General features: G+C 47.0%; 24 protein-coding genes. 20 read left to right on the top strand and 4 right to left on the bottom strand.

Features of this window, described 5'->3' with window-relative positions:
• Nucleotides 1-114: 114 nt before the first annotated feature.
• Nucleotides 115-1,908 carry a flavin reductase gene (locus ACTNDQ_RS06170; RefSeq protein ID WP_288787301.1) on the bottom strand — a complete coding sequence of 598 codons (1,794 nt, stop codon included), beginning with the start codon at nucleotides 1,906-1,908 and terminating at the stop codon, nucleotides 115-117.
• A 291-nt stretch (nucleotides 1,909-2,199) separates the two neighbouring features.
• On the opposite strand from ACTNDQ_RS06170, the gene ACTNDQ_RS06165 reads away from it, so the two are divergent.
• The 14 genes from ACTNDQ_RS06165 to ACTNDQ_RS06100 all read left to right on the top strand — a co-directional run bounded on the left by ACTNDQ_RS06165 (nucleotide 2,200) and on the right by ACTNDQ_RS06100 (nucleotide 14,392).
• A complete protein-coding gene (locus tag ACTNDQ_RS06165) occupies nucleotides 2,200-2,838 on the top strand; it encodes a Crp/Fnr family transcriptional regulator (protein WP_022427177.1) in 639 nt (212 codons plus the stop codon).
• A gap of 14 nt (nucleotides 2,839-2,852) precedes the next feature.
• Entirely contained in the window at nucleotides 2,853-3,344 is a 492-nt protein-coding gene (locus tag ACTNDQ_RS06160; protein ID WP_173758492.1) for a GNAT family N-acetyltransferase, read from the top strand.
• A gap of 23 nt (nucleotides 3,345-3,367) precedes the next feature.
• On the top strand, nucleotides 3,368-3,934 hold the full coding sequence (locus tag ACTNDQ_RS06155) for a class I SAM-dependent methyltransferase (protein ID WP_015525535.1): 567 nt from the start codon (nucleotides 3,368-3,370) through the stop codon (nucleotides 3,932-3,934).
• 56 nt (nucleotides 3,935-3,990) lie between these two features.
• Nucleotides 3,991-4,263 carry a DUF1294 domain-containing protein gene (locus tag ACTNDQ_RS06150; RefSeq protein ID WP_278795438.1) on the top strand — a complete coding sequence of 91 codons (273 nt, stop codon included), beginning with the start codon at nucleotides 3,991-3,993 and terminating at the stop codon, nucleotides 4,261-4,263.
• A gap of 277 nt (nucleotides 4,264-4,540) precedes the next feature.
• Nucleotides 4,541-5,506, top strand: a complete 966-nt coding sequence (locus tag ACTNDQ_RS06145; RefSeq protein ID WP_015525537.1) for a beta-ketoacyl-ACP synthase III — start codon at nucleotides 4,541-4,543, stop codon at nucleotides 5,504-5,506.
• Nucleotides 5,507-5,627: 121 nt separating this feature from the next.
• Nucleotides 5,628-6,572: an enoyl-[acyl-carrier-protein] reductase FabK gene (fabK, locus tag ACTNDQ_RS06140; protein WP_015525538.1), complete on the top strand. Its 945-nt coding sequence runs from the start codon at nucleotides 5,628-5,630 to the stop codon at nucleotides 6,570-6,572.
• A 3-nt stretch (nucleotides 6,573-6,575) separates the two neighbouring features.
• Nucleotides 6,576-7,496, top strand: a complete 921-nt coding sequence (gene fabD, locus ACTNDQ_RS06135) for an ACP S-malonyltransferase (protein ID WP_092071748.1) — start codon at nucleotides 6,576-6,578, stop codon at nucleotides 7,494-7,496.
• 115 nt (nucleotides 7,497-7,611) lie between these two features.
• Nucleotides 7,612-8,352 (top strand): 3-oxoacyl-[acyl-carrier-protein] reductase, encoded by a 741-nt coding sequence (fabG, locus tag ACTNDQ_RS06130; protein WP_015525540.1) that lies wholly within the window; start codon nucleotides 7,612-7,614, stop codon nucleotides 8,350-8,352.
• A 32-nt stretch (nucleotides 8,353-8,384) separates the two neighbouring features.
• Nucleotides 8,385-9,626 carry a beta-ketoacyl-ACP synthase II gene (gene fabF / locus ACTNDQ_RS06125; RefSeq protein ID WP_015525541.1) on the top strand — a complete coding sequence of 414 codons (1,242 nt, stop codon included), beginning with the start codon at nucleotides 8,385-8,387 and terminating at the stop codon, nucleotides 9,624-9,626.
• 4 nt (nucleotides 9,627-9,630) lie between these two features.
• Nucleotides 9,631-10,212, top strand: coding sequence for an acetyl-CoA carboxylase biotin carboxyl carrier protein (accB, locus tag ACTNDQ_RS06120; RefSeq protein WP_288787293.1), 582 nt, complete (start codon nucleotides 9,631-9,633; stop codon nucleotides 10,210-10,212).
• A gap of 57 nt (nucleotides 10,213-10,269) precedes the next feature.
• Nucleotides 10,270-10,698 (top strand): 3-hydroxyacyl-ACP dehydratase FabZ, encoded by a 429-nt coding sequence (fabZ, locus tag ACTNDQ_RS06115; protein ID WP_015525544.1) that lies wholly within the window; start codon nucleotides 10,270-10,272, stop codon nucleotides 10,696-10,698.
• Between the two features lie 9 nt (nucleotides 10,699-10,707).
• Nucleotides 10,708-12,072 (top strand): acetyl-CoA carboxylase biotin carboxylase subunit, encoded by a 1,365-nt coding sequence (locus ACTNDQ_RS06110; protein WP_441064161.1) that lies wholly within the window; start codon nucleotides 10,708-10,710, stop codon nucleotides 12,070-12,072.
• Nucleotides 12,062-13,816: an acetyl-CoA carboxylase carboxyltransferase subunit alpha gene (locus ACTNDQ_RS06105; protein ID WP_441064159.1), complete on the top strand. Its 1,755-nt coding sequence runs from the start codon at nucleotides 12,062-12,064 to the stop codon at nucleotides 13,814-13,816. Before ACTNDQ_RS06110 ends, ACTNDQ_RS06105 begins: the two co-directional genes overlap by 11 nt.
• 135 nt (nucleotides 13,817-13,951) lie before the next feature.
• A complete protein-coding gene (locus ACTNDQ_RS06100) occupies nucleotides 13,952-14,392 on the top strand; it encodes a MarR family winged helix-turn-helix transcriptional regulator (RefSeq protein ID WP_022427168.1) in 441 nt (146 codons plus the stop codon).
• A gap of 141 nt (nucleotides 14,393-14,533) precedes the next feature.
• On the opposite strand, the gene ACTNDQ_RS06095 is transcribed toward ACTNDQ_RS06100, so the two are convergent.
• Entirely contained in the window at nucleotides 14,534-14,812 is a 279-nt protein-coding gene (locus tag ACTNDQ_RS06095; RefSeq protein WP_441064156.1) for a type II toxin-antitoxin system HicB family antitoxin, read from the bottom strand.
• Between the two features lie 304 nt (nucleotides 14,813-15,116).
• Here ACTNDQ_RS06095 and ACTNDQ_RS06090 point away from each other — a divergent pair, with 304 nt between their 5' ends.
• From ACTNDQ_RS06090 to ACTNDQ_RS06070, 5 genes are all read left to right on the top strand, one after another.
• The gene (locus ACTNDQ_RS06090) at nucleotides 15,117-15,560 is read left to right on the top strand and encodes an HD domain-containing protein (RefSeq protein WP_441064154.1); all 444 of its coding nucleotides are present in this window, start codon (nucleotides 15,117-15,119) and stop codon (nucleotides 15,558-15,560) included.
• 292 nt (nucleotides 15,561-15,852) lie between these two features.
• Nucleotides 15,853-16,389, top strand: coding sequence for a cupin domain-containing protein (locus ACTNDQ_RS06085; RefSeq protein WP_278795444.1), 537 nt, complete (start codon nucleotides 15,853-15,855; stop codon nucleotides 16,387-16,389).
• Complete coding sequence (locus tag ACTNDQ_RS06080; protein ID WP_279198793.1) at nucleotides 16,386-17,192, top strand: DNA-3-methyladenine glycosylase family protein; 807 nt, start codon at nucleotides 16,386-16,388, stop codon at nucleotides 17,190-17,192. The genes ACTNDQ_RS06085 and ACTNDQ_RS06080 overlap by 4 nt, the downstream gene beginning before the upstream one ends.
• Before the next feature lie 76 nt (nucleotides 17,193-17,268).
• Nucleotides 17,269-18,501: an alpha/beta hydrolase gene (locus ACTNDQ_RS06075; protein WP_330383016.1), complete on the top strand. Its 1,233-nt coding sequence runs from the start codon at nucleotides 17,269-17,271 to the stop codon at nucleotides 18,499-18,501.
• Entirely contained in the window at nucleotides 18,467-20,278 is a 1,812-nt protein-coding gene (locus ACTNDQ_RS06070; protein ID WP_278795445.1) for a DUF6320 domain-containing protein, read from the top strand. Before ACTNDQ_RS06075 ends, ACTNDQ_RS06070 begins: the two co-directional genes overlap by 35 nt.
• Before the next feature lie 143 nt (nucleotides 20,279-20,421).
• On the opposite strand, the gene ACTNDQ_RS06065 is transcribed toward ACTNDQ_RS06070, so the two are convergent.
• The gene (locus ACTNDQ_RS06065) at nucleotides 20,422-20,955 is read right to left on the bottom strand and encodes a DUF3877 family protein (protein WP_092071731.1); all 534 of its coding nucleotides are present in this window, start codon (nucleotides 20,953-20,955) and stop codon (nucleotides 20,422-20,424) included.
• Nucleotides 20,956-21,002: 47 nt separating this feature from the next.
• On the bottom strand, nucleotides 21,003-21,638 hold the full coding sequence (locus tag ACTNDQ_RS06060; RefSeq protein WP_022427162.1) for an endonuclease III domain-containing protein: 636 nt from the start codon (nucleotides 21,636-21,638) through the stop codon (nucleotides 21,003-21,005).
• Between the two features lie 256 nt (nucleotides 21,639-21,894).
• On the opposite strand from ACTNDQ_RS06060, the gene ACTNDQ_RS06055 reads away from it, so the two are divergent.
• Entirely contained in the window at nucleotides 21,895-24,336 is a 2,442-nt protein-coding gene (locus ACTNDQ_RS06055) for a methyltransferase domain-containing protein (protein ID WP_441064150.1), read from the top strand.

Below are 24,336 nucleotides of genomic sequence, written 5' to 3'. Positions count from 1 at the left end.
GATGATAATACAAAAAAGACAGGCCACTTCAGAAGCCTGTCTTTTTTGTGGTTTATAATTTGTAAAAATAAGGGAGCTGTAACCGGATTAAATCAATTTATGGGGATTTCAGTCTTATCCTTCGATCGGCTCAAAATCCACAGCGCCATGCTTGCACAGCGGGCAGATGATATCTTCCGGAAGTTCATCGCCTTCATAGATGTATCCGCAGACTTTGCATACCCAGCCTTTTTTGCCTTCGGTCTGTGGCTTTGGCTTTACATGTTTCTGGTAGTAGGTGTAAGTCATGGTATCCTGATCGCTCATGACACGGGCCTCTGTGACGCTGCAGATGAACATTCCGTGAGTGCCGAGATCCACATAGTTTTCTACCTTCAGGGACATGAAAGCATTGATATATTTGTCCAGGAATACCAGGCCGTTGTCAGAGTAGTTTACTTTCTGTCCGGCAAATTTATCGGTGCTTCTGCCGGACTGGAAGCCGAACTGCTCAAAAACAGAGAACGGAGCATCTGTGGACAGGCAGTTTACGTTCATGATACCGGTCTGCTGGATCACGTGGTGAGAGTAGTTTGCCTTGTTGATGTTGACAGCCACGCGATATGGGTTGTCGGTAAGCTGTGTAACGGTATTGACGATCAGACCGTTGTCCTTTTTGCCATCGTTGGAGGTTACCACATAGAGGCCGTAACCGATGCGGAACAGAGCAGTCATATCATTCTTGTTGGCAAGATCATCGCTTTTTGCAATGTATTCCTGGCAGAGCTCATCAGCCATAGCTTCCATCTGCCTGCGGTTTTCTTCGTTTACTGCAGACATGATCTTAACTGTGGTATTCAGCCAGCTGATCTTTTTGCATTTGGAAAGCATTTCTTTCATAACCTTCGCTGCCAGCGGTGCCCAGGTTCCGTTTTCAATCAGTCCTACCGTGCGGTTCTGGAAGTTGTGCTCTGTCAGTCGGGTAATAAAGTCGTTCATAAACGGATAGATGCCTGCATTATATGTGGTGGTTGCGAGAACCAGCTTGGAGTAACGGAAAGCATCGCTCAGTGCCTGGGACATATCGTCTCTTGCAAGATCATAGACAACAACGTTTGGACATCCTTTGCTGCGGAATTTATCGGCCAACTGCTGAACGGCCATTTTTGTATGACCGTATACAGAAGTGTAGGCGATCACGATTCCGTCATCCTCCGGTGTGTAGGAAGACCAGGTATCATAGAGGCTGATATAATGTCCAAGATCTTCAGTAAGAACCGGTCCGTGGAGCGGGCAGATGGTCTGGATATCCAGAGCTGCGGCTGCTTTCAGAAGGTTCTGCACCTGCACACCATATTTTCCAACGATGCCGATATAGTATCTTCTTGCCTCATCGTCCCATGGTTCCTCTGCATCCAGGGCACCGAATTTTCCGAAGCCGTCTGCGGAAAAAAGAACCTTTTCTGTGCTGTCATAAGTGACCATAACCTCCGGCCAGTGAACCATCGGTGCAAATACAAAAGTCAGATCGTGTTTTCCAAGGGAAAGGGTTCCGCCGTTATCTACGATGATCTGATGACCTTCCAGATCCAGGTCAAAGAAGTTCTGCATCATGGCGAAGGCTTTTTTGTTGGAAACAACGATGGTGTCCGGATAAGCCTTCAGGAAGTTTGCGATGTTGGCTGCGTGATCCGGTTCCATATGCTGTACGATCAGATAATCCGGTTTCCGGTCACCCAGAACTTTCTGGATATTATCAAGCCATTCGTGAGTAAAATTTGCATCTACCGTATCCATAACCGCAATTTTTTCGTCCAGGATCACATAGGAGTTGTAGGACATGCCGTTCGGCACTTTGTACTGGCCCTCAAAAAGGTCAACCTGATGATCATTAACGCCTACATATTTGATGGTATCTGTGATTTTCATGAGCGATTCCTCTTTTCTTTCTATGGTGGATTTATTTATATGCTTCAGTGATTTGTTTGTTTCTTAACTTTGATAAAAATATAACAGAAATTGACGGCAAAAACTGTTGCAAATACAACAAAACAGGAAAAAATTCCAGACTTTACATTTTTTTCGTGCTGGTATAAAATCAGAAACATGCAGCAAAATAAAATGCGGATATTTGCTTTGAGAGTCCTCTTACATAGTCTTGTATGCAAAGAGGAAAGTACAGATATGCGGAAGAGTATTTTGCCGGTGGGAGGAAAATTTATGGAGCATATCACTTTATTTACGGACATTTTGCCCGAAGAACAGGAAAGAATGCGTGTCTGCTTTAAAGTCCGGGAGAAAGTTTTTCAGAATGGAGAAACCATCATGGAATATTCCAGCTCCATGAAAAAGATCGGTCTGATCCAGGAGGGAAGAGCAGTTCTCTACTGCTGCGACGAGGATGGAAATGAGTATGTCATCGATGAACTGAATAGGGACAGTGTATTTGGCGAACCGTTTCTGCTTCCGTCAGATTCCCAGCATTATTATGTATGTGCCACTACCGTGACGAAGGTGCTGTTTATTGATTATGAGCATGTGATCAAGCGCTGTGAAAATGCCTGTCATCATCACAGCCAGATGGTCAGTAATCTTCTGCAGATGACAGCCCTCCGTTCCAGGCAGCAGACGGATCGGATATACATGCTTTCACGATCCTCCACCAGAAAGAAGCTGATAGCTTATCTGCATTCTCTGGCTGCGGAAAAAAATGCCGGGAAATTCAAGCTGCCCATGTCCTATACCGCACTGGCCCAGTACTTAAGTGTGGACCGTAGTGCCATGATGCGGGAGATCAAAAATCTTTCGGATGAAGGTGTGATCCGAAGAAACGGACGGAATGTGGAGCTGCTTAAATAGAGGAGAAGATCATCATGAATGTTACAGTAAGAAAATACGAAGAAAAAGATCTTCCGGATCTGATCCGGATATGGAATGAGGTTGTAGAAGACGGTGTGGCTTTTCCACAGGAAGAATGCCTTAACGAAGAGACAGGAAAAGCTTTTTTTGCAGAACAGACCTATACAGCTGCAGCAGTAGATGCGGAAAGCGGAAAAGTTTACGGACTTTACATTCTTCATCCGAATAATATCGGAAGATGCGGTCATATCTGTAACGCCAGCTATGCGGTAAGCAGAGATTCCAGAGGACTTCACATTGGAGAAAAGCTGGTATCCGACTGTCTGACCCGGGGAAAAGAGCATGGTTTTGGTGTCCTGCAGTTTAATGCGGTTGTGGCCTGCAATGTTCCTGCAAGACATCTTTATGAGAGACTTGGATTTACCCAGCTTGGCGTGATCCCGAAGGGGTTCCGTATGAAGGATGGACATTATGAGGATATCTGTCCGTATTATCATGAACTGTAAGAGAATTTTGAAAGGATTTTTAAATGAAAAATCTTCAGATCACTGCATACATGCAGCATTTTATACGGCAGCAGGTCATGCCGGGAGACATCTGTATCGATGCAACAATGGGAAATGGCAATGACACGGCTCTGTTAAGCCAGCTTGCAGGAAAAAGGGGACGGGTTCTGGCTTTTGACATTCAGAAGCAGGCACTGGAACATACGAAGGAGCGACTGAAAAGAGATAACTGTCCGGAAAATTATCAGCTTCTTCTGGAGTCTCATGAGAATATGGATGTTTATGCAGAAGAAGAAACCGTGTCCTGCATCACCTTTAATCTGGGATATCTTCCCGGCGGAGACCATTCGGTGGCGACCAGAGCAGACAGCAGCAAAAGAGCGGTAGAAAGCGGACTTAAGCTTCTGAAAAAAGGCGGACTTATGACACTTTGCATTTACAGTGGCGGGGATACAGGATATCAGGAACGGGATGAGATGCTTGCGTTTATCCGTCAGCTGGATCCTCATAAATATCTGGTGATCCTGTCGGAATATGCAAACCGGCCTAATGATCCGCCCATACCGGTGCTGATCATCAAACTGCAATGAAGACATAAATCGGTTACTGTCCGAAATACAGGACACAGAGCCCGGAGGGAGCTATCATGAATGATTACATATATTATTATCTGCTTGCAGTCAATATCCTGGCCTTTGTGCTTTTTGGAGCTGACAAGCAGAAAGCCCGTCGTAATAAATGGCGGATCCCGGAGAAGACCTTGATCTTAAGTGCTGTCATCGGTGGCAGCGTCGGGGCGATCCTTGGCATGAGATTTTTTCACCACAAAACCCGAAAAGCCAGATTTGCAATTGGTGTACCGGTGATACTGCTGGTGCAGATTGGTGTGGTGTGCCTGGTACAGTGGGCGATGAAGTAAAACTATGAAGGCAATAACTATAAATGCAATAACCATAAATACAATACCTGTCTGAAAAAAATAAGACAGCTGTCACAGGACAGAGGAGAGACCAATACTCCACGCCTGGGGCAGCTGTTATTTTTTTCATAAAAGGATGCTCAAAAATTCCTTCTTGACAAATACTTTTATGATGATATAATTTGATAATCAAAATATTTTAAGATAAAAGATAATTCAGAGAACAGCAGTACAGATTTATACAGACTGATTTAAGACAGATATCATGGAGAAAAATATGACAGGTAAAATATGTGGAACCGGTTCGTGGGCACCGGACAGAGTGTGGGATAACAACGATCTGGCAAAGATGGTGGAAACCAGTGATCAGTGGATTCGGGAAAGAACCGGTGTGGTACAGAGACATATTGCAAAAGAGGACGAAGATACTGTGACGATGGCAGCGGGGGCAGCATTAAAAGCTCTGGAAGACGCAGAAATGAAGGCAGAAGAAATCGATCTGATCCTTGTGGCAACCATTTCTCCAACAGAGATCATGCCCTGTGTGGCATGTGGGGTGCAGGAGCGGCTCGGAGCGGAAAAGGCTACCTGCTTTGATCTGAACGGCGCCTGCACAGGATCTCTTCTGGCACTGAACACTGCGCAGGCATACCTGGCCCAGGGAATATATAGGAATGCCCTTGTGATCGGAGCGGAAAAACTGTCCGGTTTAACGGACTGGACAGATCGTGGCACCTGCATTCTTTTCGGGGATGGTGCGGGAGCAGTCGTGCTGAGAGCAGAAGAGGGGGGAAGCTATGCACAGGTAACCCATTCCATTGGAAAAAAAGGCGGTGCACTTACCTTACAGAGCAGAAATCAGATCCGTTATGAAAATGATCCGAAGGCAAAGGAAACCTACATACAGATGAACGGAAAGGAAGTGTTCAGCTTTGCCGTGAGCAAGGTACCGGAGGCTGTGAAGGAGCTTCTTTCCCGAGAGCAGGTTTCTTGTGAAGATATCAGTTATTATCTTCTCCACCAGGCAAATGAGCGGATCATCCGTTCCGCAGCAAGGCGGCTGGGCGAAGACATTTCCAAGTTCCCTATGAATATGGACAGATACGGCAATACTTCTTCCGCAAGTCTTCTTATCCTCCTGGATGAGATGAAAAAAAGCGGAAAACTGCAGCGGGGTGACAGAATGGTCCTTGCAGGCTTCGGCGGCGGACTGACGTATGGAGCAAGCCTGATCGAGTATTAAAGCCCCTGTTAATGAATTGTTAAAATAAGGCTACGTAGTGAATGCGGATGTTTTTATCCGCTTGATCCAAATAAACCGCGGATGCTTTTATCCGCTTGATTTAATTTTCCGGAGGTAAAAGATGAAAACAAGAGTTACAGAATTACTTGGTATTGAATATCCCATCATCCAAGGCGGTATGGCCTGGGTGGCAGATCATCACATTGCGGCAGCAGTATCCGAGGCAGGCGGCCTGGGACTGATCGCAGCGGCAAATGCACCGGCAGAGTGGGTGCGTGAGCAGATCCGTGAGGCGAAAAAACTGACAGATAAGACTTTTGGTGTAAACATCATGCTGATGAGTCCAAGTGCCGATGAGGTTGCGAAGATCGTAGTAGAAGAAGGGATCAAGGTAGTAACAACCGGTGCCGGAAGCCCGGAAAAATACATGGAAGCATGGAAAGCTGCCGGAGTAAAGGTGATCCCGGTTGTTGCATCTGTAGCTCTTGCAAGAAGAATGGAGCGCTGTGGCGCAGATGCAGTGGTAGCAGAGGGAACCGAGTCCGGCGGACATATCGGTGAGACAACCACTATGGCGCTGGTACCGCAGGTCGTGGATGCAGTAAAGATCCCGGTAATTGCAGCAGGTGGAATTGCAGACGGTCGTGGGATCGCGGCAGCCTTTATGCTAGGTGCAGAAGCCGTACAGATGGGAACCCGATTTGTGGCAACAGAGGAATGTCACGTACATGAGAATTACAAACAATTCCTTCTGAAAGCCAGGGATATCGACACAAGAGTAACCGGCCGTACCACAGGTCATCCGGTCCGTACCTTAAGAAACCCTATGACAAAGGAATATCTGGAGAAAGAAGCTGCAGGTGCATCCTTTGAAGAACTGGAAATGCTGACACTTGGTGGCCTCAGGAAGGCTGTTGTTGACGGCGATGTAAAAACCGGAAGCGTTATGTCCGGACAGATCGCAGGTATGGTAAAGGATGTACCGACCTGTAAGGAGCTGATGGCAAGACTGATCAGAGAGACAAAAGAGACTGTAAAGAAAAACAGTTTTCTTGTGGAGGAATAATAAATGGGAAAAACAGCATTCATCTTTCCGGGACAGGGTGCACAGAAGGCCGGAATGGGAAAAGATTTTTATGAGAAATACGATACAGCAAAGGATGTTTTCGACTCTGCCGGTGAGTGGCTGGATCTGGATATGAAAGCACTTTGCTTTGAAGAAAATGACAGGCTTGACCTGACTGAATATACACAGGCTGCACTGGTCACTACCTGTCTTGCCATGGAGAAGGTGGTAGAGGAGATGGGACTTCATCCGGATGTAACTGCAGGATTAAGCCTTGGCGAGTACTGCGCTATTGAAGCTGCCGGCGGCATGGAGCTGAAGGATGCTGTTACTACCGTGAGAAAAAGGGGAATCCTTATGGAGCAGGCAGTTCCGGCAGGTAAGGGAAGCATGGCAGCAGTTATGGGAATGGAGACAGAGAAGATCGAGGAAGTGCTTGCAGACATTGCAGATGTAAGCATTGCAAACTACAACTGTCCCGGCCAGATCGTGATCACAGGCCTTGCGGAGGCAGTTGCGGAAGCCTCTGAAAAGCTGAAGGCAGCCGGAGGAAGAAGAGTGATCCCGTTAAATGTCAGCGGACCGTTCCACTCCGCAATGCTTGCCACTGCAGGAAAAGAACTGGGAAAGGTTCTGGAGGGTGTCACACTTCATGAACTTAAAATCCCGTATGTGACAAACGTGACCGCAGAGTATGTGGAAGATCCGGCGGAAACAAAAGCACTTCTGGAAAAACAGATTTCTTCTTCCGTGCGCTGGCAGCAGAGTGTGGAAAATATGATCCGTCAGGGAGTAGATACATTTATTGAGATCGGACCGGGAAGAACCCTTGCCGGATTTATGAGAAAGATCGACAGAAATGTAAAAGTATATAACATCCAGACCGTAGAAGATGCAGAGAAGGTCTGCCAGGAACTGGTATAAATATTGGAAAAAAAGATAAAGAATCAAAAATAAAGCAGGCATAGTGCAGCAGACAGAAATGCCAGGTAACAAATGCGGATCACGGATGACCGCATAACATAAGAAAGGAATTCATATGTCAGAGAAAAAAATCGCAGTTGTAACAGGCGGTGCACGTGGGATCGGGAAAGCCATCGCCCTGGAGCTTGCAAAAGCAGGAAACCTTGTAGTGATCAATTATAACGGCTCAGAAGAAAAAGCCCGGGAAACAAAAGCAGAGATCGAGGCAGCCGGCGGCCAGGCAGATATCCTGCAGTGCAATGTGGCAGATTTTGATGCATGTGAAGCTTTTTTCAAAGCTGTTGCAGAAAAATACGGACGTGTTGATATCCTGGTAAATAATGCCGGAGTTACGAAGGACGGACTTCTCATGAAAATGAGCGAAGAGGATTTTTCCAGAGTTGTTGACATCAATCTGAAAGGAACCTTCAACTGCATCCGTCATGTGTCCAGAATGATGCTGAAGCAGAGAAGCGGCCGGATCATCAGCCTTTCATCGGTGGTAGGCCTTCGTGGAAATGCAGGACAGGCCAATTATGCGGCATCCAAAGCCGGGATCATCGGTCTTACAAAATCCGCTGCAAAGGAGCTGGCATCCAGAGGGATCACGGTCAACGCCATTGCACCGGGATTTATCAAAACAGACATGACGGACGTGCTTTCTGACAAAGTAAAAGAAAATATTGCGGCATCTATCCCCATGGGAAGCATGGGAACAACAGAAGACGTGGCAAAGGCAGCTGCATTTCTGGCATCAGACGGTGCACGTTACATCACAGGACAGGTACTTCGCGTAGACGGCGGAATGGCAATGTAAAGAAGGCTCCCCGGAGTCAGGAGGATAGATTGATGAAAAGACGAGTAGTAGTAACAGGACTTGGAGCAGTAACACCGATCGGAAATGATGTGGAAAGCTTCTGGAACGGAGTAAAAGAAGGAAAGGTGGGGATCGGACCGATCACCCGTTTTGATACGACCGGATACAAGGCAACACTGGCAGCAGAGCTTAAAGATTTTGTGGCAAAGGATCGCATGGATCCGAGAACTGCAAGAAGAATGGAGCCTTTTTCCCAGTATGCGGTAGCAGCTGCACTGGAAGCAGTGGAAAATTCCGGGCTTAAGATGGAAGAGGAAGATCCGTACATGGTAGGCGTTATCATCGGCTCCGGTGTGGGAAGTCTTCAGGCTACCGAGACCAATGAGAAGAAGCTTATGGAAAAAGGTCCTTCAAGAGTGGATCCGCTTCTTGTTCCGAAGATGATCACAAATATGGCAGCCGGAAATGTTTCTATCGCTACCGGCGCAAAAGGAAAATGCACCAACGTGGTAACGGCATGTGCGACAGGAACACATTGTATCGGAGATGCTTTCCGTGCCATTCAGTATGGTGATGCAGATGTAATGCTTGCCGGTGGTACAGAGGGAGCTGTCTGCCCTATCGGTATCGCAGGCTTTGCAAGCCTTACTGCACTGAGCACAAGTGAGGATCCGCTGCGTGCATCCATTCCGTTTGATAAAGACAGAGGCGGTTTTGTTATGGGTGAGGGTGCAGGTGTGGTTGTTCTGGAAGAGCTTGAGCATGCCAAAAAGAGAAATGCCAATATCCTGGCAGAGGTTGTGGGATACGGTGCAACTGCAGATGCTTTCCATATCACATCTCCGGCCGAGGACGGAAGCGGCGCCGCACGTGCTATGGAAAATGCCATGAAGGAAGCAGGTGTTGCACCGGCGCAGGTAGATTATATCAATGCACACGGAACCGGAACACATCACAATGACCTGTTTGAAACAAGAGCTATCAAGCTTGCGTTTAAGGACGCTGCCAAGGATGTAAAGATCAATTCTACAAAATCCATGGTGGGTCATCTTCTTGGCGCAGCAGGAGCTGTTGAGTTTATCGTATGCGTAAAATCCATTCTGGACGGATTTATCCATCAGACAGTGGGAACAACAGAAACAGAGGAGGAGCTTGATCTGAACTATATGATCGGCGCTCCGGCAAAACAGGAAGTTCGTTATGCAATGAGCAATTCCCTTGGATTTGGAGGACACAACGGAACATTGCTTGTAAAGAAGTATGAGGAGGACTGAAGCTATGGAATTTAACCAGATCCTTGAACTGATTGATCACGTATCTGCATCAGAGCTTACTGCCTTTACATATGAGACAGCAGATCTGACCTTAAGTATGGAGCATGGAAAGCCACAGATCATCCAGGGGGTTATAGGAGAAACTGTGGAAAACATTCCGGCAGTAGGAATGACCGGTGGAAAAGTCCGCAGGGCAGTGAATACAGCACCGGTGGCGGGCAAAGATCCTGTGGTACCGGCTTCAACAGATGAAATGGCAGTGACAGTGACAGGAAAAACTGTGGCAGAAGCACAGGGAGTGAAATGTACTGAGCAGTCGGAAACCGTACCACAGAGCGGGGAAGATCAGACAGGCAGCCTGGTAACATCTCCGCTGGTAGGAACCTTCTATGCTGCACCGTCCCAGGATCTTCCGCCTTATGTTCAGGTGGGAGACAAGGTAAAAAAAGGCCAGGTTCTTGCAATCGTGGAAGCTATGAAGCTGATGAATGAGATCGAAAGTGATTTTGGCGGCGAGATCGCAGAGATCTATGTGGAGAACGGACAGCCGGTAGAATACGGTCAGAAGCTTTTCCGTATCCGATAAGTACCTTCAGATCAGAATCAGAGAATAAGAAAAATTATTGTTTCAGGAGGATAGAGAATGAAGCATCTTGATGTAAAACAGATCGAGGAGATCATTCCACACAGACATCCGTTTCTGCTTGTGGACTATATTGAAGATTATGAGCCGGGTGAATTTGCTGTCGGATATAAATGTGTGACCTTCCGCGAGGATTTTTTTCGGGGACATTTTCCCCAGGAGCCGGTAATGCCGGGTGTTCTGATGGTAGAAGCGCTGGCACAGGTGGGTGCGGTAGCCATTCTTTCCCTGGAGGACATGAAGGGAAAAACCGCTTATTTCGGAGGTATCAACAAGTGTAAATTCCGCAGAAAGGTAGCTCCGGGAGACAAGCTCCGTCTTGAAACAAAGATCATCCGCAGAAAGGGTCCTGTAGGCATTGGTTCTGCAGTGGCATCTGTGGATGGCGAGGTTGCCGTAGAGGCTGAGCTTACATTTATGATCGGGTAAGGTGATTGTATGATTCGAAAGTTACTGATCGCCAACAGAGGCGAGATCGCGGTGCGTATTATCCGTGCCTGCAGAGAAATGGGAATTGCCACAGTGGCGGTTTATTCTGAGGCAGATGAGGAAAGCCTTCACACACAGCTGGCGGACGAAGCAATCTGTATCGGACCGGGACCATCTGCACAGAGCTATCTGAATATGGAACAGATCATCAGTGCAACCATGGTTTCCGGTGCGGATGCCATTCATCCGGGATTTGGCTTTCTTTCTGAAAATGCCAGATTTGCGGAGCTCTGTGAAAAATGCGGGATCACATTTGTGGGTCCTTCATCAAAGGTCATTCGTATGCTGGGCAACAAAAAAATTGCAAGAAGCACCATGATCGCAGCTGGTGTTCCGGTAGTTCCGGGCAGCGAAGGGGATGTGGAGGATATTGAAACCGGTCTTAAGGAAGCTGAGAGGATCGGTTATCCGGTGATCATCAAGGCAGCTCTTGGCGGCGGCGGAAAAGGCATGCGTGTGGCAAACACACCGGAGGAATTTCCGGAAGCCTATGCAACCGCCAGAAAAGAGTCTGAGATCGCTTTTGGCGACGGTACCATGTATATTGAACATTTCGTGGTAAATCCGAGACATATTGAGTTTCAGATCCTTGCAGACAGCTTCGGAAATGTGATCCATCTGGGAGAGCGTGACTGCTCCATCCAGAGAAATCATCAGAAGATGATCGAGGAATCTCCAAGTGCTGCAGTTTCTCCGGAATTAAGAGAAAAAATGGGTCATGCGGCGGTGACGGCGGCGAAAGCAGCCGGTTACGTAAATGCGGGAACGATTGAATTTCTTCTGGAACCGGATGGAAAATTCTGGTTTATGGAAATGAATACAAGGATCCAGGTGGAGCATCCGGTGACAGAGTGGGCAACAGGTATCGATCTTGTAAAGGAGCAGCTGAAGATCGCTTCAGGAATGCCTCTTGAGATCGCTCAGGAGGATGTCCGGATCCAGGGACACGCCATTGAGTGCAGGATCAATGCTGAAAATCCTCAGAAAAATTTCCGCCCTTCGCCGGGAACTATCCAGGGAGCGCATTTTCCGGGGGGAAACGGGATCCGTGTGGATACCTGTGTGTATAACGGCTGTAAGATCCCGCCTTATTATGATTCCATGCTTGCGAAGCTGATCGTTCATGCAGGTAACCGGAAAGAAGCCATTGCAAAAATGCAGAGTGCTCTTGGTGAGGTGATCATTGACGGAATCGATACAAATATTGACTATCAGTACGAAATCCTGAAAGATGAGGATTATCAGTCCGGAAACTTTGACACTGGATTTCTTGCCAGCCATATCATTGCGGGAGTGAAGATCAATGAGAATTAAGCATATGTTCAAAAAAACAGTCAGGGATATCCGGGGTGAGGAACAGGAAAACATTCCGGAGGTGCCGGATAACCTGATGCGTAAATGCAACGCCTGCAAAGCGGCGGTTTTTGTAGACGAGGTAAAGCAGAATCAATACATCTGTCCCCACTGCGGAAATTATTTCCATGTACCCGCTTATCGTCGGATCAAAATGATCGCAGATAGAAAGAGCTTTGTGGAGTGGGATGCTCACATGGAAGAACAGAATCCCCTTCAGTACAGAGGCTACGAAGAAAAGCTTCAGGGGCTTCGTGAAAAGACAGGGCTTGATGAGGCTGTAGTTACCGGAAAATGTACTATAAAAGGGACACCTGTGGCACTTGGTGTCTGTGACTGCCGTTTCATGATGTCCAGTATGGGAGAAGTCGTGGGGGAAAAGATCACGCGGGCTTTTGAACGTGCCACAGAGGAGAAGCTGCCGGTAATCCTCTATATCTGTTCTGGCGGTGCCAGAATGCAGGAGGGCCTGGTTTCCCTGATGCAGATGGCAAAAACCAGTATGGCCATCCGGAAGCACAGCGATGCCGGACTTCTTTATGTGCCGGTCCTCACAGACCCGACAACAGGCGGCGTGACGGCAAGCTTTGCTATGCTGGGAGATATTATCCTGGCAGAGCCGAAAGCGCTGATCGGTTTTGCAGGTCCCAGAGTGATCGAACAGACCATCGGGCAAAAGCTTCCCAAAGGCTTCCAGAGAGCGGAATTTCTTCTGGAACACGGCTTTGTGGACAAGATCGTAAAGCGTGAGGAGCAGAGGATCGTATTGGCGGATATTCTGAGATTACATCAGGATAAAGTCCTGAATAACGCACAGCCCGATAATACGGACATTAAAAATGAGTTCAAGTCTGACAATCAGGAATCGATGAAAACTGTTGAGGAAGATAATAGGATCTGGCCGGACTTCGTCCCATCCGGAGATTTCACTCCCTGGGAACATGTCCAGCTTGCCAGAGCCAAAACACGCCCTACAGGAAAGGATTACATCGAAGCGCTTTTTGACGATTTCATGGAATTTCACGGAGACCGTCACTGCGGGGATGATCTGGCAGTGATCGGTGGTGTGGCATTTTTCCACGGACAGCCGGTAACTGTCCTTGTACAGGAAAAAGGAGAGGGTACAAAGGAAAACATTACCCGGAATTTCGGAATGGTATCTCCGGAGGGGTACTGGAAATCCCTGCGCCTGATGCAGCAGGCAGAGAAATTTCACCGTCCGGTGATCTGCCTTGTAGATACACCAGGCGCATTCTGCGGGCTGGAAGCTGAGGAACGTGGACAGGGTGAAGCCATTGCAAAAAATCTCTATACACTGGCAGGTCTCACAGTGCCGGTGCTTTCCGTTGTGATCGGTGAAGGCGGAAGCGGAGGTGCCCTTGCCTTGGCGGTGGCAGATGAGGTATGGATGCTGGAGCATTCCGTTTATTCCATCCTGTCCCCGGAGGGCTTTGCCTCCATTCTCTGGAAAGACAGCAAAAAGGCAAAGGAAGCAGCAGCAGTGATGAAGCTCACAGCTGCAGACCTTTACCAGATGGGGATGATCGAGCATGTGATTCCGGAAGCAGAGCCTGTAAGCCGTGAGAACATAAATGATATCGCAGGTTATCTGGAAAACGGAATTGCGGATTTTCTTGAGAAATATGGCGAAGAAGAGCCGGAGAAGCTTCTGGAACATCGCTATGAACGTTTCCGGAAAATGTAGAAGTAATAAGTGCAGTGATTTTGTAGCCCGCAAAGTAAAAATCCAGTGGAAAAAATGCCATATTTATGTTACGATGGCTTCATAAACAGAGAACCGGAGAAGCTTTTTTGCTCCGGAGAAACAGGAGCGGGTAGAGTGGACAATCGGGAAGTTATAAATGACGTGCTGGTGAATCTGTTCAATGAGATCCTCCGACTGGAGGAGGAAGCCATCATCACAGATAAATATAAAGATATTTCCAACAATGATATGCACATTATCGAGGCTGTAGGTCTTGGAGGGGGGAACATGTCCTCCATTGCAGCCAAGCTTAAGATCACCGTAGGCTCCCTCACAACATCTATGAACAGTCTTGTAAAAAAAGGCTATGTGAAGAGAGAGCGAAGTGAGAAGGACCGGCGTGTGGTATTTATCCAGCTTACAAATAAGGGACGTATGGCATATCATCATCATGCGGAGTTTCACAGGCAGATGACAGAAGCGGTGATCGCAGAGCTGAATGAGAATGAGACAGAAGTGCTGGTAAAAGCACTGGACGGACTGCGTAAATTTTTCAGACAGTATCACGAACAATGAAGAAATGTATAATAAAAGCATCCGGATCGGTAATAAAGGACAATTACCGATCCGGATGCTTTTTGCATAACAGGCATTTTCGACACGGACATTTATTGAAAATGATATTAAATGTCGCCTTTGTTTTTGTGATACGAGAGTTTATTCGTCCCAGCCATCCTGGAAGCGGATATTTACAGAGATATTGCGGACAACGTCTCCCTCCTGAATCTCCAGATCGCTCTCATCGGAAACCGGAGGAAGCTTTCCCTCAAATTCCATAAGCTCTGTGTAGATCCAGTCGTATGCAGCTGCATTGGCATTTTCGATGGCATCATCCAGCGTGTCACCGTTGGCTTCACAGCAGGTAAGATCCGGGAAAAAAGCATTGTATTTTTTGTCCTCTGTGGGACGGAAAACTGCGGGATATATAAATTTCATAGGTAAGATTCCTTTCTTTTTAAAATGAAGTGATCCGTGTAATACTACGAATATGGATAGTTTTACCTGACCAAGGTAAGTATATACCAATTTCAGAATGAGGGCAAGCGAGTTCATGATCCAATGAAAGATCTAAATAAGAACAGCAGAGTTTTGGGGATGCTATAATCAGAAAATTGTCGTATATAAGTAAAAATGATAGATATATAAAACTTTTTATCCTTGTATGTAGGAAATATAGATGCTATACTGTGTAATACAGAGTATGAACGGGAGTTCGAAAGACCTGACGGGAGGCACAGCTATGATTTATACAGCTTTGACGAAAAAAGCTATGAAGGTGGCGTACGAGGCACATCATGGACAGATAGATCGAAGCGGGACACCTTATATCTTTCATCCATTTCACGTAGCGGAGCAGATGGATGATGAACTCAGTGTATGTACGGCACTTCTGCACGATGTGATAGAAGATACAGAGATCACATTTGAGGATCTTGCCGGAGAATTTCCGGAAGAGGTTGTGGAGGCCTTACGTTGTCTTACAAGAGATAAGAATATGAATTATTTCGATTATATCCGGAAGCTCCGGAAGAATCCGATCGCAAAAAAAGTGAAGCAGGCTGATCTGCTCCACAATTCTGATGTAACACGTCTTTCTGACTGCGAAAATATGTCTGCTGAACAGATATCACGGCTGCATGGAAGATATAAACGGGCTTTGGAGATACTTCATGATGCCAGGTGATACTATTTTCGCACAAGTCATTTATTGACCTTTATTCAGTTTTTTCATGCGCATGGTCCACACAAAATATCCGTGACCTCAGATATTATTGTGGATCTTCTTAGCGGAAATATGGATTTCTTGCATTGATCTCCACGTAGCATTTGATCGCATATTTGATAAATTCTATGATTTTTTTCATTTTATTTTCCTCCTCTTTTCTTTAACTTACAAATGCATTATAATAAACTCTCGGAAATATTACGTGCCAAAAACACAGAAAAAGTAGTCAAATATTGCGGAGAGAAAATCCATGTTTCCAGTATACGAAGAAAAAAAGAAGAATCTCCATATTCATCTGCGGACCTTAGCCCATGCTTCACCCCATCTTCATAACTCCATAGAGTTTATCTATATCACAGAGGGAACTCTGGAGCTTGGTATGGGACAGGAGCTTTATCATATGGAAGAGGGAGATTTTGCAGTGATCTTTCCGGATGTGATCCATCACTATCAGGTGTTCTCTCCGGGAGAAAACAAAGCAGTCTATCTCTGGGCAAAGCCGGTATTGACTGGTCAGTTTGCGGATATCATTCAGAACAGCTGTCCGGAAGACCCGGTTATAAAAAAGGAGCAGGTGCATCCGGATATTGTAAATGCGGTACGGTGTCTCAGGGCAAACCGCAAGGAGAAGGATGATAATCTTGCAGTGGAACAGGCGTATGTGCAGATCCCGGGATTTGAAAGTCAGAGGACTTTTAACCGGGTATTCCGGGAACGGTACCGGATGACACCAAGAGAATACAGAATATTATATAAGGAAAAATATTTACGAGAGGAACAGACATGATCACAGTAGAGCTGGAACATTTCAGCCTTGATAAAATATGCGATTCCGGACAGTGCTTCCGGATGAGAAAGCTTGGAGACGGACATTTTTCCATGGTGGCGGGAGACCAGTATCTGGAAATGTATCAGAAAGACGGAGTGGTGGATTTCTGCTGCTCTCAGGAGGAATTTATCTGTTACTGGGTGCTTTATTTTGATCTGGATACGGATTATGAAGCTTACATGAATGCTGCTAATCCACGGGATAAATATCTGGGTGCCGCAATAAAGGCAGGAGACGGGATACGGATATTAAGACAGGATCTCTGGGAAATGATCGTTACGTTTCTGATATCTCAGCAGAACAATATCAAGCGTATCCGCAAATGTATCGAAACCATCTGCCGGAAGTATGGAGAGCGAAAAAATTCATCTGCAGGTGTGGAATACTACGCTTTTCCGACTGTAGAGGCGCTGAGTCAGGCAACGGAAGAGGAGTTAAGAGGATGTGGCCTGGGATACCGGGCAAAATATATCGCAGTAACGGCCAGGAGCATTGCATCCGGTCAGATCTCCCTGGAAAAAATCTATGATATGCGTTACCCTCAGGCAAAGAAGGAGCTGATGAAGCTCTGTGGTGTGGGAGAAAAGGTAGCTGAATGTATCTGCCTGTTTGCACTGCATCATATGGATGCTTTTCCCATAGATACCCACATCCGTCAGGTCATGGACGTGCATTACAAAAGAGGATTTCCCAACCGCAGATACAGAGGAATGCGTGGGATCATGCAGCAGTATATTTTTTACTATGACTTGTACTCATAGACTGCGGATGCTATCATAGGTGAAAATAAAGGAAAAATCCACGGAGGAAAAAGTAATCAGAAAATATTTACTGCGATTGAGACAACCACGTATAAAAAAGAAAGAAAACAGATATTATATCCGGGGCTATAAGGGAACGGAAGTGATCATCCGTACAGATCATGAGATCCTGAAGAGGATTGCCTACAGGCGTACCTGCGTGAAACAAGTCTGCATTCCTGGAAGATATGAAACAGAAACAAAATATATCTATACAAGAAAAGAAAACAGAAGAAGCCGCCCAGTCATAGTTCCGGGCATTCCGACCGGGAGAGAAACGGCTATGCCACGTGCCGTGCGGACAGTGCTCCATGCTCTTTCCTATGGTGGGATCGAAGTGGAGGCTTCCAGAAAGCTGGCAGATCTTAAGAAGATGGATCCTATGAGGATCTTTTACAGGACACTGGATGCGGAAGTTTATAACGGAGACTATAAAGTGCCGATCCGTCTGTTTTTTCCAACAGAAGAGGACATGGAAAACGGTGCCGCCTCCGGAAAAAAACCACCGGTGATCCTGTTTTTCCATGGCGGTGGCTGGGTTACGGAAAGTGTAGAGAATTATCAGCGGGTTTGTGCCAGAATGGCACAGTCTACCGGTCAGATCGTGGCGTCTGTTGAATACAGGCTGGCACCGGAATACCGTTTCCCGGTGGGACTGATGGATTGTTATGCAGCTGCGAAGACTTTTTACACCAATCGTTTTCTTCTGAATACGGATCCGGATCGTATCACTATTATGGGAGATAGTGCAGGCGGAAATCTGGCAGCGGCTGTATGTATGATGGCCAGAGACCGCGGAGATTTTTTCCCCAAAAAACAGATCCTTATTTATCCGGCACTGAACAACTGTTATACGGAAGACTCTCCTTTTGAATCCGTAAAAACAAATGGAACCGGTTATCTTCTCACAGCGGAGAAGATGGAAGATTATCTGAAATTCTATGAGAGTTGTCCGGAAGACAGGAGGAATCCCTATTTTGCGCCGATCCTGGAGAAGAATTTTCGAAATATGCCGGATACACTGATACTTACCGCTGAGTTCGATCCTCTTCGGGATGAAGGTGAGGCATTTGGTGAAAAACTGAAGGAAGCGGGAAATCGTGTGGAAGTGCACAGGATCGCAGGTGCGTTTCACGGGTATTTTGCACTGGGGATCAAATTTCTGCATGTGCAGGAGAGCTTTGCATATGTAAATCGTTTTCTGGAAACAGAGGAACAGGAAGAAGGAAAGCATCATGAAGAACGAATATGCACAGTGGAGAAAACTTGACAATGCGGCGCTGGCGTTCCCGGCGGTGACAGGAAAGAATGACACCAGGGTATTTCGTTTTTACTGTGAACTGAAAGAAGAGATAAAAGAAGAAAACCTGCAGGAAGCCCTGGAGAGGACACTGGAAAAATATCCTCTTTTCCGTGCAGTTTTAAGAAAGGGACTGTTCTGGTTTTATCTGGAGAGACGTGATATTCCGGCAGTGGTAAAGAAAGAAGCAGGTGCACCCTGCAGCGGACTTTATATTCCGGACAAAAAAACGCTTCTTTTTCGGGTGAGCTATTATAAGAACAGGATCAATTTCGAGGTATTTCATGCGCTGACGGATGGAACGGGAGCCATGCATTTTCTGATGGAGCTGGTGAAAAATTATCTTCAGGAGACGCACCCATCCGCAGAGCTTCCGGAGCTTTTTCCGGATGAAAACATTACGGGCAGGGATATGGAGGAGGACAGCTTTTCTCAGTATTATTCCTCCGATGCGCCAAGAAAAAGAGAGTCCAAGAAGCCTGCCTTCCAGTTAAAAGGCGAGAAGCTCAGGCAGGAGGATATGAGTATCACGGAAGTCTGTATTCCGGTAAAAGAGATCCACGCCCGTGCAAAAGCGGCCGGTGTGTCGATCACGGTTTTTCTTACGGCAGCTCTTATCTGGGCAATCCATGAAGAAGTGCCTCAGAATCAGGCGAAAAAGCCCATTGGTCTGATGATCCCGGTAAATTTGAGAAATTATTTTCCGTCCCGGTCTATGGCAAATTTTTTCGGATGGATCGAGATCAGTTGCTATTTTCAGCCTGATACAGCCTTTGAGGATATTCTGAGATCCGTAAAGGAGCAGTTTGCAAAGGAACTGAGTAAGGACGTAATCGAAGCAAAGCTGAATGATCTGGTAAGCCTGGAGAAAAATCCGATCCTGCGTCTGGTACCACTGGAAATCAAAACCCCGTTCCTTCTTGCCGGGACGACTCTCGGAGGGAGGTCTATCACGGCGATCTATTCCAATGTGGGGATCATCCGGATGCCGGAGGAATATCGGAAATATATTCAGAGATTCGGACTTTTTGCAAGCACGGACAGTCTGCAGCTGTGTTCCTGTTCTTTTGGAGATGAGATGGTTTTAAGCTTTACGTCCAAGATCCCCAATGGAAATATTGAGCGGAATTTTGTGGAGAGACTGAAAAATGAGCAGGTATCCTGTACAATTCGGGAGAATGATCTTCCGGGACAAAAAGAGGAGCAGAAACAGCAGATGAAGCTTTTTGAGAGCTTTACATTTCTGTGTATTGTGCTGGCTGTGGTATGTAATCTGATCGATTATCTGCTGGATGGTCATATAGGCTGGGCCTGGTTTGTGACTGCAGGGGCGTTCTGCACCTGGCTGATGGTTTCAGTGGCTTATGTGAAGCGGCGGAATCTTCTGAAGAATGAGATGTGGCAGCTGGTGATCGCAGCTGTTGCAGGAGTACTTTGGGATGTGTTCACCGGCTGGCGTGGCTGGTCTGTGGATTATCTGCTTCCTCTGGCTGCGCTTGCTGTGATCTGCTCCATGTGGGTGATCACTGCGGTACAGAAGCTGGAGGTGGCGGAATATATGATCTATCTTCTGGAGGCAGGAGCTTTCGGAGGAGTGATCCCTGTGATCCTGTTGGCTGCCGGTGTGGTAACGGTGCTGTATCCGTCGCTGATCTGCATATGCGTCAGTTTCCTGATGCTGATATGGCTGTTCCTGTTTAAGAGGAAAGATATGGTGCGGGAGATGCAGAAGAAATTCCGTGCATAGAAAATAAAAACAACCGTCGATCTGCAGAGGATTTTTTGAAGATCTGTCTGCAGACCGGCGGTTTTTTGATCAAATCAAGGGAGTCTCCTGCAGGGTTGCGAAAAGTAATAAGCAGTGGGGGAAACTTGCCCGATGTTCGGAGATCAGAATCCGAAGTCCTCATAGTCCTCCGGTGTGAACTTATGATAGATCATATGCTCACCCTCCAGGGACAGACAATACCGGTAGTCATCCGGGATCCCGTCTTCGAAATATACAAGATAATCAAATCCGGTTCCGGTTGTTTTTTCCACGTGTACATGTTCGGAATAAGCATGAAAAACGTCCATCACTTCATCCAGAGTACAGCCATGACGTGCAACCGTGCCTATAAAGTGTACCAGAAATTCACTCGGCTTCCGGTTTTCGTGAACGTAGTCCGAGGCCTGAGGCGGCAGGGTGATGCAGAAACGCCCGTTTTTGGAAGAAGCCGTTACTTTTCCAAGACGGTCACAGGCATGATCTGAGAATTTTTCCATTGCATGCTGCATTTCTTCTTCCGTAAGCTCTGTGCCAAGAAGGCGGTTCAGAGACTGCAGCGGATAATAAAAACGGGTAACTCCGCTCATGTATCCGATCTTTACCTGTTGTTCCTGGATCATATCCAGGAGATTATTTTCCAGTTTTTTGAAATTCATTATGTTTTTCCTTTCCGAGGTCTGAAGGTTTATTGAACTGCATACATTCAGATCCCATTTTTTTCGCAGATATCATTGAGACAGCAGCGGTCACAGTAAGGCTTTGTCCGCGCTGTACAGACTTCTCTTCCATGATTGACAAGACGGTGGCAGAGATCATTGCCTTCTTCCGGAGGGATGATCTTCCAGAGAGCCATTTCCACCTTTTTCGGATCCTTCATGTCATGGACAAGGCCGATGCGGTTGGAAAGGCGGATACAGTGAGTATCTGTTACAATGGCGGGCTTGCCGAATACGTCCCCCATGATCAGGTTTGCGCTTTTTCGGCCCACACCGGGAAGCTTCAGAAGTGCGTTAAAGTCTTCCGGCACCTTGTCGTGATACTGTTCGTGGAGAATGCGCATACAGGCGCTGATGTCCCGGGCTTTGCTTTTTCCAAGGCCGCAGGGACGTACAATGGCTTCGATTGCTTCCGGCTCTGCTGCTGCCAGGGCTGCCACATCCGGGTATTTTGCATAGAGATCCTGAACAACTACATTGACCCGGGCATCGGTGCACTGAGCTGCCAGACGGACACTTACAAGAAGCTTCCAGGCATCATCATAATCCAGTGTACAGTCTGCATCCGGATATTCCTTTTTTAAACGGCTGATAACTTCATAGGCCAGTTCCTGTGTTGTCATTTGTATATGAACCATCCTTTCAATTTCGGTTATATTACTGAATTACTACAGCCAGGATGATACCACAGCATTCGGAGAATTACAAGGTGGACAGGAGTACAGAAGCAGTGTGTGGCATTTGGGAATTTTATCAGCAGAGCAATTTTGGGAATCCCCCCCAGGGGCTTGTTAATACCCTGACAATTTGGTACATTAAACGTGACCTGTGAGGGACCTGATCTCCCTCACGTGAATAGAAAAGTGCGGAGGAATCAACGTGGAAAAACTTCTCGATGAAATCGAATCTTACTGGAGCACCCGTACAGAAGGGTACTCCGAAGTGAATCATAAAGAGCTTGCAGGAACGCAGAAAAACGCATGGCTTAAGGTGCTGACCAGTCAGTTTCCGGACAAACCCAAGGAAGAGATCCGTATCCTGGATATAGGAACAGGCCCCGGATTTTTTCCTGTGATCCTGGCAGAAGCCGGATATCATGTAGATGCAGTGGATTATACGGAAGGAATGCTGGAAAAGGCAAAGGAAAATGCAGGAGACCTTTGCCGGAATATCCGCTTTTTGAGGATGGATGCACAGAAGCTGGATTTTGAGGATAATACCTTTGACGTGGTCATTTCCCGAAATCTTACCTGGAATCTGGAGCATCCTGATGTTGCTTACAGAGAGTGGGTCCGTGTACTGAAGGCAGGAGGAAGACTTCTGAATTTTGATGCCAACTGGTACGGTTATCTTTATGAGGAAGAGCAGCGTAAGGCCTACGAAAACGACCGGAAAAATGTGGAAAACAACAGCCTGGATGATCACTATCTCTGTACGGATATTGAGCGCATGGAGCGGATCGCCCTCCAGGTACCGCTGTCAAAGATCAGTCGTCCCCAGTGGGATGTAAAAACTCTCAGAGAAGCAGGACTTCTTGGGATCCGCACAGACACAGAAATATGGAAAACGGTCTGGAGTGAGGAGGAGAGATTAAATTATCAGTCCACACCAATGTTTATGGTAACTGGTGTAAAGCCGGATCATTTCCTGAATCTTCCGGTTGCGGCAGGAGAAAAAACAGAAGGCTTTCTTGAGCTCGGAGATGGAGAATTTGTCCTTCCGGCAACCATCATCCGTGGAAAAGATCCTGGAAAAACCGTTCTCGTCACAGCAGGTCTTCATGCAGGAGAGTATGTGGGGATCCAGACTCTGATCGAGCTGTCGAAGCGGCTGAAGCCGGAAAAGGTAAAGGGCCAGCTGGTTCTGGTAAAGGTGCTGAACCGGGAAGACTTTGAGAAGCGTGCAGGCAGCATCAGCTGGGAAGACGGAAAAAATCTGAACCGTGTTTTCCCTGGCAGAAAAGATGGCACAAAAATGGAACGACTGGCAGCGGCCATCACAGAATCCCTGATCCGGAAGGCAGATTATTATATCGATCTTCACGGCGGTGATGATTATGAGGAGCTGACTCCGTATGTATATTTTGCAGGCGTGGCAAAGCCGGAGATCGTGGAAGTTTCCCGGAAAATGGCAGAGCAGGTTGATGTCCCATATATGGTACAGTCAAATGTGAGTACAGGCGGCGCCTACAATTATGCGGCAAGTACTTTCCATATTCCGGCGGTCCTTCTGGAACGCGGCTGTATGGGAACCTGGGAACGGGAGGAAGTGGATTCCATGCGAAGAGATGTAAGAAATATCCTCTGCAGCATCGGAGCCTATAACGAAATCCGTTCCCACAGTACGTACTATCCGCTGAAAATGGATGATGTGCGTTATCAGTGCGCCAGTGTCAACGGTCTCTGGTATCCGGTGAAGAAACCAGGCGATATCGTTCATCAGGATGAGTATCTTGGAGAGATCCGTGATTATGAGGGAAATGTACAGGAAATCTGTCGTGCAGACATGGATGGTGTGATCCTTTATCAGGTATCAAGCCTTCAGGTTGTGGAAGGCGGCCCTGTGATCACCTACGGAAATATCGTAAGAGAAAAAGACGAGCGGAAAACAAGGATCGCCCAGTACTGGACCAGGCGCAGCGACAGCTTTCTGGAACAGAGAAGAGCAGAGCTTCACAGTGCACTTGCAGGCCGCTGGATAGCTGAGCTTAAGAAGTATCTGCCTGAGAAAAAGAATCTCCGGATCCTGGATGTAGGCTGCGGAACCGGATTTTTTACCATTCTTCTTGCAAAGGAAGGCCATCAGGTAACCGGGATCGATCTGACGCCGGATATGATCACTCATGCAAAGGAGCTGGCGGAGGAAGAAAAAGCAGACTGCCGGTTTATGGTGATGGATGCAGAAGCTCCGGATTTTCCGGATGAGGAATTTGACGTGATCGTATCACGAAACCTTACCTGGACACTTCCGGACGCGGAGCATGCTTATCAGGAATGGTTCCGCGTACTGAAACCGGGCGGAGTGATGATAAATCTGGATGCAAACTACGGAGCAGCAGACTTTGCGGACACTGCGGATCTTCCGGAGAACCATGCCCATCATCAGATCCAGGATGAGCTGATGCAGGAATGCGAGGATATCAAGCGGCAGCTGCCCATCAGTTCTTTTCTGCGTCCGGCATGGGATCTGGAAACGCTGAGCCGTATAGGTGTGGAAGAATTTTCCTTTGACCTTGGTATCAGCAAACGTATTTATACAGAAAAAGACGAGTTTTACAATCCGACCCCGATGTTTTTGATCTTTGCGAAGAAACAGAGGTAG

The sequence above is a fragment of the Blautia massiliensis (ex Liu et al. 2021) genome, assembly GCF_052064225.1.
In the GTDB taxonomy this organism is placed as follows: domain Bacteria; phylum Bacillota; class Clostridia; order Lachnospirales; family Lachnospiraceae; genus Blautia_A; species Blautia_A fusiformis.
The sequence above is the reverse complement of the archived record's forward strand: the minus strand, read 5'-3'. Positions and strand labels throughout refer to the sequence as shown.

What these genes read in the sequence shown, in the direction of transcription:
- ACTNDQ_RS06170 (WP_288787301.1), bottom strand. Translation starts at nt 1,908, where the DNA reads ATGAAAATCACAGATACCATCAAATATGTAGGCGTTAATGATCATCAG.
- ACTNDQ_RS06165 (WP_022427177.1), top strand. Translation starts at nt 2,200, where the DNA reads ATGGAGCATATCACTTTATTTACGGACATTTTGCCCGAAGAACAGGAA.
- ACTNDQ_RS06160 (WP_173758492.1), top strand. Translation starts at nt 2,853, where the DNA reads ATGAATGTTACAGTAAGAAAATACGAAGAAAAAGATCTTCCGGATCTG.
- ACTNDQ_RS06155 (WP_015525535.1), top strand. Translation starts at nt 3,368, where the DNA reads ATGAAAAATCTTCAGATCACTGCATACATGCAGCATTTTATACGGCAG.
- ACTNDQ_RS06150 (WP_278795438.1), top strand. Translation starts at nt 3,991, where the DNA reads ATGAATGATTACATATATTATTATCTGCTTGCAGTCAATATCCTGGCC.
- ACTNDQ_RS06145 (WP_015525537.1), top strand. Translation starts at nt 4,541, where the DNA reads ATGACAGGTAAAATATGTGGAACCGGTTCGTGGGCACCGGACAGAGTG.
- fabK (WP_015525538.1), top strand. Translation starts at nt 5,628, where the DNA reads ATGAAAACAAGAGTTACAGAATTACTTGGTATTGAATATCCCATCATC.
- fabD (WP_092071748.1), top strand. Translation starts at nt 6,576, where the DNA reads ATGGGAAAAACAGCATTCATCTTTCCGGGACAGGGTGCACAGAAGGCC.
- fabG (WP_015525540.1), top strand. Translation starts at nt 7,612, where the DNA reads ATGTCAGAGAAAAAAATCGCAGTTGTAACAGGCGGTGCACGTGGGATC.
- fabF (WP_015525541.1), top strand. Translation starts at nt 8,385, where the DNA reads ATGAAAAGACGAGTAGTAGTAACAGGACTTGGAGCAGTAACACCGATC.
- accB (WP_288787293.1), top strand. Translation starts at nt 9,631, where the DNA reads ATGGAATTTAACCAGATCCTTGAACTGATTGATCACGTATCTGCATCA.
- fabZ (WP_015525544.1), top strand. Translation starts at nt 10,270, where the DNA reads ATGAAGCATCTTGATGTAAAACAGATCGAGGAGATCATTCCACACAGA.
- ACTNDQ_RS06110 (WP_441064161.1), top strand. Translation starts at nt 10,708, where the DNA reads ATGATTCGAAAGTTACTGATCGCCAACAGAGGCGAGATCGCGGTGCGT.
- ACTNDQ_RS06105 (WP_441064159.1), top strand. Translation starts at nt 12,062, where the DNA reads ATGAGAATTAAGCATATGTTCAAAAAAACAGTCAGGGATATCCGGGGT.
- ACTNDQ_RS06095 (WP_441064156.1), bottom strand. Translation starts at nt 14,812, where the DNA reads ATGAAATTTATATATCCCGCAGTTTTCCGTCCCACAGAGGACAAAAAA.
- ACTNDQ_RS06090 (WP_441064154.1), top strand. Translation starts at nt 15,117, where the DNA reads ATGATTTATACAGCTTTGACGAAAAAAGCTATGAAGGTGGCGTACGAG.
- ACTNDQ_RS06085 (WP_278795444.1), top strand. Translation starts at nt 15,853, where the DNA reads ATGTTTCCAGTATACGAAGAAAAAAAGAAGAATCTCCATATTCATCTG.
- ACTNDQ_RS06080 (WP_279198793.1), top strand. Translation starts at nt 16,386, where the DNA reads ATGATCACAGTAGAGCTGGAACATTTCAGCCTTGATAAAATATGCGAT.
- ACTNDQ_RS06070 (WP_278795445.1), top strand. Translation starts at nt 18,467, where the DNA reads ATGAAGAACGAATATGCACAGTGGAGAAAACTTGACAATGCGGCGCTG.
- ACTNDQ_RS06065 (WP_092071731.1), bottom strand. Translation starts at nt 20,955, where the DNA reads ATGAATTTCAAAAAACTGGAAAATAATCTCCTGGATATGATCCAGGAA.
- ACTNDQ_RS06060 (WP_022427162.1), bottom strand. Translation starts at nt 21,638, where the DNA reads ATGACAACACAGGAACTGGCCTATGAAGTTATCAGCCGTTTAAAAAAG.